We start from the raw sequence: 13,377 nt of genomic DNA, 5'->3' as shown, positions 1-13,377 counted from the left end.
GGAGTCGCCGGTCACCAGTTCACGGTACCGGTCACGGCAGCCAGGAGACGTGATCGCGCAGGAGGGCGTAACCGATGAACGCCACCATGTCGATGAGAGCGTGGGCGATGACCAGCGGCCAGAGTTTCCCGGTGCGCTGCCAGTACCGGCCGAACACGAGCCCCATGATCACGTTTCCGACGCCGCCACCGAATCCCTGATAGAGGTGGTAACTGCCGCGCAGGAGTGACGACGCGAGCAGTGATTTGTTCTCGCTCCAACCCAGCGTTCGGAGGCGAGTGATCAGGTAGGCGACGACCAGCACCTCTTCGGCACCGGAGTTCGCGATCGCGGACAGTACGAGGATCGGCACCCGCCACCAGTGATCGTCGAGCGCACTGGCCTGGACGGTGAGGTTGATGCTCAGTGCCTGAGCCACGAGATAGAACAGCAGACCGGGGAGACCGATCACAGCGGCGAGGCCGAATCCCGGTGCTATGTCGCGCCCGAATCGAGGCTTGGGGGTCAGTCCCGCAGCACGTGGACCGATCCCCGAACGCCACAGTAGATAGAGTCCCAGCGCTGCCCACGCGAGAAGCTTTGCGACGCCCAGCAATTGGCGCGCCAGGTCGATCCAGTCGATGGCGGCCCGCGACGGGTTGAGTGCAACCGTCTGATCCGAGAGCGCAACCGGCGTCGCCAAGGATTCGGCGAGCGAGAGGATCCCGGACAATCCGCTGAGTCCGAAGGTGACCAGCAGGACGATCGTGATCTCGATCCAGACTCCGCGTCTGGCGGCCGGATCGAGGGCCGGGCCGGCCGGGACGGGAGTCGGCGGCCGTAACCAGGTGCGGACGGTTTCGCGGGCATTCACCCGCGCAACGCTAGCCGTTTGATGCGCCGCCCGATCGGAGGCCGTTGAGGAAAGGGCACCCGACCAGCATGCGGATGGCGCGGCTCAGCGCGGGAGCGTCGTCGACGGGGTTGGCGAACGGCATCCACACGTCGCGGTCACCGGTGTGATCCTCGACCCGCAGGCGAAGTCCGTAGCGGTCGATGCCGAGTGGGCGAACGCGTCCGGTGCGCATGTACGGGGGAAGCTTGCGCACGAGCAGGTCCACGAGGTCGCGGTGGTCTTCGTCGAGATGCTGCAGCCATGCGGTCTCCATTTCCCAGAAGGGATCGGGGCTGGCGTTCAGCAGTTCGTCCACGGCGACGGGTTCTGCCCCCGTTGAATCAGCGACTACAGCCGAGGCCAGGCTCAAGCGAAGGAGGACCGAGGTGTGGCCGATGTCGAGGAGCCCCGGGTGTGGATGTTCGGATGCGACGTCGTCGGCGAGAACGCGTGCCTCGTAGTCGGGCACGGCGTGCAACGAGCCGCGAAGCCACACGAGGGAGCGCACGGGCTCACGCAGCCGCAGTGGTGCGTGATCGGTGATCTCGAGGACGGCAGGCAGGCCGCCGCCGCCGGAGTTCCAGGCCAGAGCCGCAGCAGCGGAGGCATGTGGGACTGCAACGACGACGTCACCGTTCGAACGCAGGTGATGCACCGACGTGACGGTGGGATCGCTGCCTTCGATGGCGAGAACTGCGTCTTGTGCGCGCACACAGGCGCTGCGGACGCGTTCGGCGGTGGACGGGCCGGTGCTGGTCTTCGTTGCCATGCTGCCCCCTTGGCGGGTGTTCTCTCGAACTCCATCGGATGATGAGGTAACCCTAACCTAAGGCGCTTCGGTGTGAATCGCAAGACTTTTGCGCAACTCGCGTGGAATCCGCCGCCTGCGCCGGGGTTACGGTTTGTCTGTGGCCATTCCTCTCTCACTCGGGCTGCCCGCCCCGAGAAACTCGCGCGGACTCCTCGAAGCACTCTTTCTCCCGGTTGTTCCGGCGTCGGTTCTGATCGGTGGCGAAGCAGCAGGCCGGGTTGTCGTCCGTCTCGATATCGATCCGGAAGAACTGCGTGCGGACACGGAAGCGTCGTACGAGGCCGTCCGTTTCGACGTCGACGTCACCACCGACCAGATCGACGACGCGATCGCGCTGCGCCTGCCCGCTCCGCTCGCTGTGTATGTCGACGGCGGCGAAGAGGATCTGACACCCGCCGAAGCGGCGCTGCGTCTGTGCGAAGGTGGCCGGATCCCCGGACTCGCCGCCGGTCTTACGCCCACCGAAGTGGCTGATTTCCTGGCGGTACTCGCGCACGAGTCCGTCGGTTTCGTAGCCCGCGCGGCCGACGGCGACGAGGTGATCGCCCTGCTGTGTGGCACCGTCGCTGCACTGCGCGGCGACGACGTGCGCGCCGCGATGGTCGATCCGAAGCCGGAAAAACTTGCCGCGCTGATCCCCGAAGCCGCGTCGGCCATGCGTGAGGTGCTGCTCACGATCGAGGTCGCGGATCTGCCTGCAGTGGAAACGGCTTTGCGTGCCGCGGGTTTGCAGTGACCGGCGTGGGTCGGTGCGTAATCTTTTAGGCGTGCCAAGAATCGCGTATTTCGGTCCGTCGGGAACCTTCACGGAGATAGCTCTCGCCCAGTTGGAGGCTGAGGGCGCGTTCGGCGAAACCGTCGAGCGAGTACCGGCCGGCAGTCCACCGGCGACTCTCGACATGGTTCGCGACGGTTCCGTGGACGGAGCCGTGGTTCCCTTCGAGAACTCGGTGGAAGGCGGCGTAGCTCCGACGCTCGATTCACTCGCTCTCGGTTCTCCGCTGCAGATCGTCGCCGAAACCGATCTGGACGTGAGTTTCTCCATCCTGGTTCGGGCCGGGACCACCGCCGATCAGGTCCGAACGATCGGCGCGTACCCGCATGCGGGCGCGCAGGTCCGCGGATGGATCGCCGAGAACCTGCCCCAGGCCGAGGTGGTGTTGGCGTCGTCCAACGCCGGTGCGGCCCTGGATGTGCAGGCCGGAACCGTCGACGCCGGTGTGTCCACGGCTTTGGCAGGTCAGATGCTCGGACTCGACAGCCTGGCGGACAACGTCGCCGATGTAGGCGGCGCCCGCACACGTTTCGTGTTGGTCACCAAGCCGGCCCCGGTTCCGGCGCGGACCGGTGCCGATCGCACCGCGCTGGTGCTTCATCTCGACAACGCTCCCGGCTCCCTGGTGCGTGCACTCTCCGAATTCGCCGCTCGCGGTATCGACCTGACTCGGATCGAATCACGGCCGATGCGAACGGAATTGGGCACGTACCGGTTCTTCGTGGACTGCGTCGGACACGTCGAGGACTCGCTGGTGGCCGAGGCGATGCGTGCGCTGCATCGTAAATCCGGAGTCCGCTTCCTGGGGTCGTGGGCGACAGCGAATTCGACCGGGCCACAACCTCCTTCGGACGAAGAAGCGATTCGGTGGATCGGCGAACTCAAGCATGGAGGGGGAGAACGATGACCGGAAGGCTCATCCTCGTTCGGCACGGTCAGACGGAGGCGAATGTCGCCAAACGTCTCGACACCGCACTACCCGGAGCAAAGCTCACGCCGGAAGGGTTGGCGCAGGCCGAGACGTTGGGCATCGGCCTGGCTTCGGCGCCTCCGCTGGCACTCGTATCGTCGTTGGCTTTGCGTGCCCGGCAGACCGCAGGTTTCGTGGAGCAGGCCGCCGGTGTCACTCTGGATGTGCGGGACGGATTGCACGAGGTGCAGGCCGGTGACCTCGAAGATCGTACCGACGAGGCCGCGCACCGACTGTTCATGGAGACGTTCCATCACTGGCACACCGGCAACCTCGGCGCTCGCATCCCCGGTGGTGAAACGGGATACGACGTCCTGGAGCGGTACGTCCCCGTCGTCAATTCGTTGCGCGAAGAATTTCTCGAAGGCTCACGAGACGGCGGCGACATCGTCGTGGTCAGTCATGGTGCGGCGATCCGTCTTGTCGCAGCCCAGCTTGCCGGTGTCCCCGGTCTGTTCGCAGCCAACAACCACTTGGCCAACACCGAGACCGTCGAACTGTTGCCTTCGGTCGACGGCGGTTGGGAGTGCCTGCGCTGGGGAACCGTCAACCCGCCGTTCGAGCATCGACTCATCCCCGGTGCCGACGACGTGATGGGCTGACGGTCGGCTTCACCACCAACCGGTCTGGACGCTGAGTTGGCGCCCGAGTTCAGCGGACAGCGTGCTCACGTAGCTGGCTGTCAGGTGGTGGGAATCGTGATACACCAACACATTTCCCTCCACGACGCGGCACAACTCCGGTCCGCAGACGCCGTCGCTGAGGTCGAGTAGACGGACGTTGGTCAGATCGCCGATCGCCGACGGCGCCGGATTGACGTCGCTGAGCATTTCGGACCGTGGCATCGCGCAGTGATCGGGTGACGTGGTTGTCGCCAGACAGTCGATCGCGCGGTAGGCGACGCCGTCGTGGTGCAGCCACGGGGTATCGCGGATGGCGAGTACGTCGATACCGTCGCGCCCCAGTTCCTCCCACACGTGTACGTAAGACTCGGGCGTCACGTCGCCAGGGCCGTCGGAACTCGGCCTGGTTGCCGTCGTGAACACGAAATCGGGTGAGGCGTCGGCCAACTCGGTCAGCACTCCACGCGACCAGTCGACGCAATCCGGATAGTCGTTGTCCGACAACGTCTGCATGGAGTCGATGGTGAGCGGGCAGCCCATCTTCAGATACGTGTCGACGCGGAACCCGTGACTCTTGCCGAGTTCGTCGAGCGCAGTGAGCCAGTGCTCGGAGTGCGAACCACCTGCGAGGGCGATGGTTCTGTCGGCGTCGGCGTCGCCGTAGGTGCAGTGGACGACGTCCCGCTCGAGAAAATCGGCGATACAGCCGTCGAGCGTACTGGCCGGAAGGTCCAGTGGCGCATCGAAGATCGAGGGAACCATCGACGCCTTGGGTACTTCGGCACCGTCGGTGAGCGCGAGTGCGCCGGGATGGGTCAAGAGGTCGAGGGTGTCGACTGCCCGCTGGCCCGTCGTCTGGCTGCTCGCGTACGACTGCCAGGCGACCGAAGCGGCGAGGACCACGGCAGCGGTGACGACGCATGCCAGGACGGTGTACCGGCGCGAGCGGCCTCCACGTTCCACCGGAACCTCGATCAGGCGCCGGAGTGCAAGCGCCCCCGCGACGGAGAGGGCGATGATCAGTGCCCCACCGAGCAGGCCGGCTTCGGGGCGTCCGGTGATCACGAGTGCAAACACCAGAATCGGCCAGTGAATCAGGTACAGCGCGAATGCGAACGAGCCGAGCCACGTCAGTGCCGGATGGGCGAGCGTCTTCGACGTCCAAGGCGTGTCGTCGCCGACTCCGGACAGGATCAGCGCAAGAGTGGCCAGCACCGGCACCAGCGCCCACGGGCCGGGGAACTGCTGGGCGCCGTCGAGCACTATGCCGCACAACAGGATCGACGAAAGCCCCGCCCAGCCGATCGTTGCTCTGACCGAGAACGGCAGGGATGCGATCTGCCGACTGCGTGTGCTGGTCATCAGAACGGCCAGCAGACCACCGAGGGCCAATTCCCACAACCTGGCGCCGGAGTCGTAGTACGCCCAGGCTTGGTGACGCGAAGATTTGGCGAGTGCGTAGAGAAAAGATCCTGCGGTCAGAACCAGAAGGGTGACCGCGAGTGACGGGCGGAAATAGTTGGGATTCACGCGTGAAGCGACATAAGCGATCACGGAGACCAGTGCGATGGCCAGGAGATAGAACTGACCTTGTACGGCCATCGACCACAGGTGCTGCAGGGGAGTGACCGAGCCGTCGGCGGCCAGGTAGTCGCTTGCGGTGCTGGCGAGCTGCCAGTTCTGGAAGAACCCGAGCACCGCGATCAGTTGATCGCCCAGATCGGCCCAGCGTGTGCGTGGCAGCAGCAACGCGGTCCCCAGTGCGGTCAAAATGCTGACCACCGCGATCAGGGGGAACAGCCGCAGAAACACCCGCCGCAGTGCCGGGACCGGGTTGAGTGAACCCCCGGCTTCGGCGCGTCGAACCAGTGAGCCGACGAAGAAGTATCCGGACAGAACCAGGAAGACGTCCACCCCGCCCGATACCCGTCCGAACCAGACGTGGAATACGACCACCAAACCGATGGCGAGGCCACGCAGTCCGTTCAGGTCTTGTCGGTGCGGTGTTGTTGCCCGTTCTTCGTTCGGCCGGTCGATCGTGGCGACCGAGCCTTGTTCGCCCGGTGACGACGGTTGACGCGAGAACTGCATGCTGAAGTAAGGCTCCGGGCGTTGAAGGGACGCCCCGAGGTTACCCGGAAGTCTCCGGCGCCGATTCCTCGAGTTCCGTTAAAAGAGCGTTCACGGCTTGTCGGAGGCGATGGGATGTTCCGGAACTGATGGACGTCCATTCGGTGCCGTCGGCGGCCCGAGTGGTCGAACCGACCAGCCGACCCGACAAGGTGTCGTACACAGTCACTGCGCCGGTCATGAGCGTCGTCGATCCCAAACTGTGTGGTATTCCGACCAATTCGGCGAAGGCGGTGCATGTGACGATTGCGCTACCCAGTTGGCGCGCGTCGTCTTCGGGTGTTCCGGCGTTGATCAAGGCCGAGGTTACGCTGCCTGCATCCGGGCCGGCGCCGAATGCCAGGCTGAGCATCTCGGTCGGTGCGTTGATCACGGCAATCGGCATTGCTTCGGCGCTGCCGAGCGCGGTGACAACGGGTGCAGTCGGTTCGGCGGTGACGCTGCGCAATGCGAACGAAGAATCAGTTGAAGTCGCTTCGACACAAAGGAATTCGCCCTGCGCGACGCAGAGGCGTGAAATGCTTCCGCCGACATGCCGACGCAGCGCCAACTCCCACTTGGGGTGGGTCAGGACGCGCAGGCGGGCACTGAGGTCGTGATGGATCTCCCCGCCGGGGAGGAGATCGCGCTCGGAGAGTGAATCTGCCGCGGACTGCATCGCCGTACGGTGAGCGCTCGCACTGCCGTGAACCGTCGCGCCACCGAGAACCACGGGAAGCGCATCGAGTCCGAGTCGCTCACGTACATAGTCGATTTCGTCCTGTGACAGGGCGACGACAGGTAAATTCCACCCCTCAGGTGAGGTGCCGAGGTCCACCATCAATGCTCTGCAGTTTCGAGTGCGCCACCGATCACGGACGGGATGACTGTTCGGCCGTCGGCGAAGTGCTCGAAGTGCTTCAGGTAATCGGGTGTGTCGTGCTCGGTCTCGTCTTCAGATTGGGCCGCATGACGGCCGCCGGCGATCGGCGCAGATCCGCCTGCGGTTCGGGCCGGATCCACCTTGACGGTATCCGCGGTGCCCTGAACCGGCGAGGTCACGGGGTTCTGGCGTGTGACGCTCTGGCCGGTGGAGGGATCAGGAAGAGCGTGCCGGCCGGTGCTGCTGCTCGACGACGAGCCCGCGATTGCTCCGGTTCCGGTAGTCGCGGATGCTGCGCTGACCTGTGCCGGTGCCCGGCTTGCCGACGGGGTGCCGAACAGTGATGGTGTGGAAGCGCCGAGTCTTGCGCCGCCGAGTCCCGCGCCGCCCAGTCCGGTGAGTCCTGCTCCTGCCGTCGCGAGAGCTGATGCGGCAGTGGTGGCGCCTGTGACTGCGGTGGTGGTGGCGCTGGCTGCGGTGGCAACTCCACCGGAGATGGCACCGGCCTGTGAGGCAACGGCGGCAAATACCGGGTTGGAAACTACGGATGCGACAGCAGCGGTGGCGGCGCGCACGGGATCCGCGATTGCGTCAGCGAGCGTGGATGCCGCTTGCACGACGGACTGTCGTGCGGCGCTGCCTGGGCTTTCGGCCGAAGCGGATGCCCCAGCTGTGGGTTCCGCGATGGACGGTGGTGAGTCGAAGTTCTGCTGCACGGCCAGATGGGCCGTTGCGGCGTCGTACGTTTCCATTGTCACCGCCGCTCGAATTTTGAGAGCTTCTTCGGCAGCCTCGGCGGCGGCGGCACCGCCGACCAGGGCACCGCCGATGGAGTACGCGGCGACCTTTGCCGCTTGAACTGCCGCGATCTCCGCCAGCGACGGCATGGCCAGGGTGGCGAAGGTGTAGGAACCGGACTGTACTTGGGCTTTACCTGCGGTTTCTCCCGCGAGCAACGCGGCAGCAGCAGCCCATTCCTGGAACGGTGCGAATTTGCTCAATGCGGCATCCGCTGCTTCTCCGGACCACCCGGTGCGAAGGTCCGCCATCACGCGAGAGATTGATGCAGCGGTGTCGGTCAGTCCGGACGACACGGTGGACCAGGCCCCGGCCGCCACGCCGAGAGGGACCGGCCCGGCTCCGGCGACCAGTGCTGCGGAGTTGGGTGCTGCGCCCCGTGGATACCAGATGACGCCGGTGATGCCGACCATTGTTCTTCCCCCCAGGAAGTGTGACTGTGTTGCCGAGTTACCGAGTTCGATTTCTGTCGATCAGATCGGTGCGGCTGCCAGGCTGGACTTGGTGAGCTGGTCTTCGAGCTCGTAGGCAGCTGCATTCTTGCGCAGAGCTGCCGCAGCCGCGGTGAGCTCCTCGATTGCCCGATCGGTGGACGAGGCAAGGCTGCCCGAGATGGTGTTGAAGTAATTTGCCGCGCTACCGGACACTTCCTCGGATCCGGCTGGGAGAACGCGTAGCGTCGGCTGCGCAGTAGAGACGATTCCGCGCAATCGCGTCGCCGCAGACTCGAGTTCCATTGCGGCGGCAACTAGGGCTTGAGGGTCGACGTGCATAGTGCCGAACTCCTTCCTGACCAGGGCGGATAAGTGGTCGGGAGGCCGTGCGCACAGCCGTCGATATCCCCCCGCACATACTTTGATGCCTACCGCCCGCTTTTGGTTCCCCCCGAAATCGGACGACTTTGCACTCAGCCCCAGCCGAGTTCGTGCAATCTGTCTTCTTCGATGCCGAAGTAGTGCGCGATCTCGTGGATGACGGTCACGGCAACCTCGTGAACAACCTCGTCCTCGGATGCGCAGATGTCGAGTATCGAATCGCGGAAAATAGTGACCGTGTCCGGCAGGTACCCACCGTAATGAGAATCCCGCTCGGTCAGAGCGACGCCCTGATACAAACCGAGCAGCCCCGGCTCTTCCTCGTCACGTGCTTCGACAAGCACCACGACATTGTCGATTGCCTTGGCAAGTTCGGGCGGAATCAGATCGAGCGCCTCGCCGACCAGTTCCTCGAACCGGTCGGGCGTCATAGTTACCGTCATGGCTTACGACGGCGGAGCTGCGCCGGGCAACGGCGTCGGCAACGACCGACCTTCCGGTGCAGCGGGTGGCGGGACCGGAGCGGCGCCGTTGATCAGGATGTCGCCCTTGGCGCTTCCGGTGATCGCGGCAAACCCGCCGGTTTCGACCTCTTTGCCGATCGAACAATTGACTCGGCGGCTGCCGGCCAACCAGCTTTCCAGTGAAATGTTGTCCCAGAACAGTGTCAGCGTCTTGTCGCGAAGCGCGTCTGCGGAACCAAGGTACTCGTTGGACGCCTGAGTGCAGACGCCCTCGAGATAGCGGTCCTGATCTTCGACCGACGGCATTGCGCCCGGGAATTGAGTGCCGAGGTCTATCACCGAAATAACCTCGTATGCATGCGGTTTCGCGCAATCGACCGGATCGGTCGGGAGGTTCTGGTTGATGCCGATGCACGTGCCGACGTCCCACACGTTCGACTGGTCCTGGTCCGCCACGCGGCCAACGAACGGTTGTAGCTCGCCGGTCGTGGTCGAGAACTGCAACCCGCAACGCAGTGCGCGCTCGCCCGAAGCCCAACCCGATTCGCTCGGGAACATCAAGCCGACGCTGAACTTGCCCTTGGGATCGAATTTCGAATCGAGGTAGGACATGACGATGGGTGTGCAGTGCTCGTCGCGTAGTTCGGCGAATCGAAGGGCGCCCGGGTACCGGGAACCGGGGCCGAACTCGGCGCCCGGGAACACCGAGAGGTCGAGTGGTCCGGCTACCTCGAAGCGGTGTTCAGTTCCGCACTGAACCTTCGACATGTCCGTGCGGTCTCCGCCCGACTCGGTCGCAGGCGTCCAGTTGAGGCAGTCGCCGGCCGCAGCCGCGGTGAAGGCGTCGTCGCGAGTCGATCCCGTCGCTGCGGGACCGCCGCCACTGACACTGACCGAGGACGAGTCGTCCTTGTTCAATCCACCGGAAATCGCGATCGTTGCGATCGCGGCGACCACCGCACCTACCGCCACAGCAGCCAGGACCCGACGGGTGCGACTCGCGGAGACAGTTTTCTTCGCCGGCGTCCCCTGGGGATCGACCGGATCTGGCGACTTCTCGATCTTGTCTTCGGACATCGATTCCATCATGCCTGTTGCCGTGGCGATATCGAACCTTCACTACAAAACTCACAATCGCGTCTGTGAGTATTTTGTAGTCATGAGCGAAAACACCCCATTCGATCCCGAGGCTGTCGAGCTGGCGGGCCGGCTCTTCGACATGGCGCGAACCGGTGACGCAGCCGGGCTGGCGTCGTACGTCGATGCCGGAGTTCCCGTCAATCTGACCAACGAGAGTGGCGACACGCTCGTCATGTTGGCGGCGTACCACGGTCACGCTGACGCCGTCGTTGCCCTGATCGAGCGCGGTGCCGACGTCAACCGACCCAACGACAAGAACCAGACGCCCCTTGCCGGGGCGGTCTTCAAGGGCGAGGATGCGGTGGTGAAAGCGCTGGTGAGCGGGGGAGCCGACCCGAAAGGTGGACACCCGACGGCGGTCGACGCGGCTCGGATGTTCGGACGCGAGGACTACCTGAGTCTGCTCGAATCGTGATCTCTCCCTCTCCGACGTGGACGTGACCGTCGGAGAGCTGCAGTGAGTGGGTAAAGTTCGAAGTCGTGATTGACCTCAAGTTTCTCCGTGAGAACCCCGAAATCGTCCGCGAGTCGCAGCGCACCCGTGGAGAAGATCCAGGACTGGTCGACGCTCTGCTCGAAGCCGACGCGTCCCGACGCGCTGCCGTTCTGACCGGAGACAACCTCCGTGCAGAGCAGAAGGCCTTCGGCAAGAAGGTCGGACAGGCATCTCCGGAGGAGCGTCCCGCACTGCTCGAAGGTTCCAAGGAACTGGCGGCAAAGGTCAAGGAAGCCGAGGCCGCGCAGCACGAGGCGCAGGCCGCGCTCGACGCCGCACACCGCGCGATTTCCAACGTCGTACAAGAAGGTGCGCCGGCGGGCGGCGAGGACGACTACATCGTTCTCGAACACGTCGGTGAGATTCCGAAGTTCGACTTCGAGCCGAAGGATCACCTCGAGCTGGGCGAGTCGCTCGGCCTGATCGACATGGAACGCGGCGCCAAGGTTTCGGGTTCGCGCTTCTACTTCATGACCGGCTACGGGGCCATGCTCCAGCTCGGACTGCTGCAGTTGGCTGCGCAGAAGGCGATCGCCAACGGATTCACGATGATGATTCCGCCGGTGCTCGTACGTCCGGAAATCATGGCGGGTACCGGCTTCCTCGGTGCTCACTCGGACGAGATCTACCACTTGCAAGATGACGACCTGTACCTCGTCGGAACTTCCGAGGTACCCATGGCCGGCTACCACTCGGGCGAGATCCTCGAACTGAACGAAGGCCCGAAGCGCTACGCCGGTTGGTCCTCGTGCTTCCGCCGCGAGGCCGGAAGCTACGGCAAGGACACCCGCGGCATCATCCGTGTCCATCAGTTCGACAAGGTCGAGATGTTCACGTACTGCCGTCCCGAGGACGCCGACGCCGAACACCAGCGTCTCCTAGGGTGGGAGCGAGACATGTTGGCAGCCATCGACGTTCCGTACCGCGTGATCGACGTCGCCGGCGGAGACCTCGGTTCTTCGGCTGCGCGTAAGTTCGACTGCGAGGCATGGGTCCCGACGCAGGGCACTTACCGCGAGCTGACATCGACGTCCAACTGCACGACGTTCCAGGCCCGCCGCCTCGGAGTTCGGTACCGCGACGAGAACGGCAAGCCGCAGACGGCCGCCACTCTCAACGGCACCTTGGCTACGACGCGCTGGATCGTGTCGATTCTCGAGAACCATCAGCAGGCCGACGGCTCGGTGCGAGTGCCCGAGGCATTGGTGCCGTTTGTCGGCACGGATGTGCTTCGCTGACACGCTGAACCAACACAATCAGGGCCGCGACGGACTCCGTCGCGGCCCTTTTCGTACTTTCGTACTGGTAGGTTTGGAACTTTTTCTGAACTGACGAAATATCAACTTTTTCCCGCCGATTGGCGCGGTGACCACCAAAAGCGTTGTTGATGGGCCGCTTTGGCGATAGTTTTGCGTTCAATCGAGTTTCCATACCCTGCTTTTCCATCCCGCGTCTGGTGATACGAGGGTGAGTCCGGGGTGAATTGGACAAGTGTCTTGCCAAAAGTAGTACACGTACTAGTTTTTTCGTTATGTTGTGACGGCGCGCACACGTTTTGTCCGAATCCACTGCTCATGTTTGCCCTTCCGAAGGAAGTGCCCATGCCCCAAATCTCTCAGTTGCGGCGATTCGCCGTGCCCATAACCGGAACCGCCATGGTCGCCGGAATGCTGCTGGTCGGCACGCCCGCGTCCGCGGCGCCTGTTACGACGACCTTTCAGACTGCGTGTCAGGCGAAGTCCGTGCTCACCGTCGACAAGATGACGACCAGTTCCGTTACAGTTGATGCTCCCGAAACAGTCTCTCCCGGAGAAACATTCACCTTCCGGATGCAGACAAATGCATCCTCTTACCCAAACTCTGATTCAGGTGCGACGACGACCAACCTGTCGCGCTTGAAGAACGACTTCACGCTGCCGAGCAACGCGTCCTTCGTCAGCGCGACAATCGTTGCGGGGACTTCGTTCAACCTCGATGGTGTTGCGCCCTCTGTTATTCGAATCAGTGATGCGGGTGTCGAGGACGCAAACGGTCCTTACCTGCGAATTTCAGGTAGTAATCAGGTGGTTGGGAATGGTGCTTCCAACAGCACCAACAGCGAGGGTGGCATCCGAGCTCCCAAAACCAAGAAGAACTTGGACGGCAGCACAAACAGCAACGGCGACAGTTGGTTCAGGTTGCCAGCGATAGACGTGACTATGGTCGCAGGCGCATCTGGCGTAATTCAACCGACAATTCGAACGGCTGGTACTGCCGCCAACTACGGCGACGACAAGAATTTCAATACTCAGCTGGCTCGCGCCAGTTTCCTTGGTGGCACGCAATGGGCGCCGACCAGGTGCAGCCCGCGCGATGCAAAGGGAAATGCGAACCTGAACGCGGGCGCGGGCCCGCTCGCCACAATCAGCATTGCTTCGGCTCCGGTCGATGTCGAGACCACGACGTCACTCTCGGTTCCGGCTACTGCCATCACAGGTACGGCGGTTGATCTGACGGCGACGGTTGCTCCAAACAATGCTGTCGGCACGGTGCAGTTCAAGTCGAACGGCACGGCGATCGGTTCACCGGTGACGGTGACTGGTGGTGTTGCGACTCTGTCGCACGCGTTCGATGCTGCTG

General features: G+C 63.8%; 14 protein-coding genes. 6 read left to right on the top strand and 8 right to left on the bottom strand.

Translation table 11 applies throughout. The features are described from left to right. Window positions 1–31 precede the first annotated feature (31 nt). Together QRN54_RS21335 and QRN54_RS21330 are read right to left on the bottom strand one after the other, a co-directional pair. Window positions 32–853, bottom strand: coding sequence for a CPBP family intramembrane glutamic endopeptidase (locus tag QRN54_RS21335; RefSeq protein WP_003945405.1), 822 nt, complete (start codon window positions 851–853; stop codon window positions 32–34). 10 nt (window positions 854–863) lie between these two features. Further along, window positions 864–1,643 (bottom strand): DUF2470 domain-containing protein, encoded by a 780-nt coding sequence (locus tag QRN54_RS21330; RefSeq protein ID WP_003945406.1) that lies wholly within the window; start codon window positions 1,641–1,643, stop codon window positions 864–866. 139 nt (window positions 1,644–1,782) lie between these two features. Here QRN54_RS21330 and QRN54_RS21325 point away from each other — a divergent pair, with 139 nt between their 5' ends. The 3 genes from QRN54_RS21325 to QRN54_RS21315 are packed head-to-tail and all read left to right on the top strand — an operon-like array spanning window position 1,783 to window position 4,032. Continuing rightward, window positions 1,783–2,421 (top strand): hypothetical protein, encoded by a 639-nt coding sequence (locus QRN54_RS21325; RefSeq protein WP_007736015.1) that lies wholly within the window; start codon window positions 1,783–1,785, stop codon window positions 2,419–2,421. Window positions 2,422–2,452: 31 nt separating this feature from the next. Continuing rightward, the gene (gene pheA / locus QRN54_RS21320) at window positions 2,453–3,367 is read left to right on the top strand and encodes a prephenate dehydratase (protein WP_285183031.1); all 915 of its coding nucleotides are present in this window, start codon (window positions 2,453–2,455) and stop codon (window positions 3,365–3,367) included. Beyond that, window positions 3,364–4,032 carry a histidine phosphatase family protein gene (locus QRN54_RS21315; RefSeq protein WP_058038060.1) on the top strand — a complete coding sequence of 223 codons (669 nt, stop codon included), beginning with the start codon at window positions 3,364–3,366 and terminating at the stop codon, window positions 4,030–4,032. The genes pheA and QRN54_RS21315 overlap by 4 nt, the downstream gene beginning before the upstream one ends. A 9-nt stretch (window positions 4,033–4,041) precedes the next feature. On the opposite strand, the gene QRN54_RS21310 is transcribed toward QRN54_RS21315, so the two are convergent. From QRN54_RS21310 to QRN54_RS21285, 6 genes are all read right to left on the bottom strand, one after another. Further along, window positions 4,042–6,144 carry an acyltransferase family protein gene (locus tag QRN54_RS21310; protein WP_065351767.1) on the bottom strand — a complete coding sequence of 701 codons (2,103 nt, stop codon included), beginning with the start codon at window positions 6,142–6,144 and terminating at the stop codon, window positions 4,042–4,044. A gap of 40 nt (window positions 6,145–6,184) precedes the next feature. After that, complete coding sequence (locus QRN54_RS21305) at window positions 6,185–7,003, bottom strand: ESX secretion-associated protein EspG (RefSeq protein WP_285183030.1); 819 nt, start codon at window positions 7,001–7,003, stop codon at window positions 6,185–6,187. Next, window positions 7,003–8,256, bottom strand: coding sequence for a PPE domain-containing protein (locus QRN54_RS21300; protein ID WP_283551503.1), 1,254 nt, complete (start codon window positions 8,254–8,256; stop codon window positions 7,003–7,005). Before QRN54_RS21300 ends, QRN54_RS21305 begins: the two co-directional genes overlap by 1 nt. A gap of 60 nt (window positions 8,257–8,316) precedes the next feature. Beyond that, window positions 8,317–8,616, bottom strand: coding sequence for a PE family protein (locus QRN54_RS21295; RefSeq protein ID WP_003945399.1), 300 nt, complete (start codon window positions 8,614–8,616; stop codon window positions 8,317–8,319). Window positions 8,617–8,750: 134 nt separating this feature from the next. Then, window positions 8,751–9,101, bottom strand: coding sequence for a metallopeptidase family protein (locus tag QRN54_RS21290; protein WP_007736028.1), 351 nt, complete (start codon window positions 9,099–9,101; stop codon window positions 8,751–8,753). Between the two features lie 3 nt (window positions 9,102–9,104). Further along, a complete protein-coding gene (locus QRN54_RS21285; protein ID WP_285183028.1) occupies window positions 9,105–10,211 on the bottom strand; it encodes a septum formation family protein in 1,107 nt (368 codons plus the stop codon). 70 nt (window positions 10,212–10,281) lie between these two features. On the opposite strand from QRN54_RS21285, the gene QRN54_RS21280 reads away from it, so the two are divergent. From QRN54_RS21280 to QRN54_RS21270, 3 genes are all read left to right on the top strand, one after another. Further along, window positions 10,282–10,677, top strand: a complete 396-nt coding sequence (locus QRN54_RS21280; RefSeq protein WP_285183027.1) for an ankyrin repeat domain-containing protein — start codon at window positions 10,282–10,284, stop codon at window positions 10,675–10,677. Window positions 10,678–10,742: 65 nt separating this feature from the next. Then, a complete protein-coding gene (gene serS, locus QRN54_RS21275) occupies window positions 10,743–11,996 on the top strand; it encodes a serine--tRNA ligase (protein ID WP_007736032.1) in 1,254 nt (417 codons plus the stop codon). Window positions 11,997–12,332: 336 nt separating this feature from the next. Next, window positions 12,333–13,377: Ig-like domain-containing protein (locus QRN54_RS21270; RefSeq protein WP_285183025.1), on the top strand; the 1,045-nt coding region annotated here is incomplete at its 3' end.

The organism is Rhodococcus sp. MEB032 (assembly GCF_030208925.1).
Lineage (GTDB): Bacteria > Actinomycetota > Actinomycetes > Mycobacteriales > Mycobacteriaceae > Rhodococcus_F > Rhodococcus_F qingshengii.
Note: the sequence above shows the minus strand (reverse complement) of the source record. Positions and strands in the feature narration are given on the sequence as shown.

Excerpts from the sequence above, each read along its gene's own strand:
- QRN54_RS21330 (WP_003945406.1), bottom strand. The coding sequence starts at position 1,643 with ATGGCAACGAAGACCAGCACCGGCCCGTCCACCGCCGAACGCGTCCGC.
- QRN54_RS21315 (WP_058038060.1), top strand. The coding sequence starts at position 3,364 with ATGACCGGAAGGCTCATCCTCGTTCGGCACGGTCAGACGGAGGCGAAT.
- QRN54_RS21310 (WP_065351767.1), bottom strand. The coding sequence starts at position 6,144 with ATGCAGTTCTCGCGTCAACCGTCGTCACCGGGCGAACAAGGCTCGGTC.
- QRN54_RS21305 (WP_285183030.1), bottom strand. The coding sequence starts at position 7,003 with ATGGTGGACCTCGGCACCTCACCTGAGGGGTGGAATTTACCTGTCGTC.
- QRN54_RS21300 (WP_283551503.1), bottom strand. The coding sequence starts at position 8,256 with ATGGTCGGCATCACCGGCGTCATCTGGTATCCACGGGGCGCAGCACCC.
- QRN54_RS21295 (WP_003945399.1), bottom strand. The coding sequence starts at position 8,616 with ATGCACGTCGACCCTCAAGCCCTAGTTGCCGCCGCAATGGAACTCGAG.
- QRN54_RS21290 (WP_007736028.1), bottom strand. The coding sequence starts at position 9,101 with ATGACGGTAACTATGACGCCCGACCGGTTCGAGGAACTGGTCGGCGAG.
- QRN54_RS21285 (WP_285183028.1), bottom strand. The coding sequence starts at position 10,211 with ATGATGGAATCGATGTCCGAAGACAAGATCGAGAAGTCGCCAGATCCG.
- QRN54_RS21280 (WP_285183027.1), top strand. The coding sequence starts at position 10,282 with ATGAGCGAAAACACCCCATTCGATCCCGAGGCTGTCGAGCTGGCGGGC.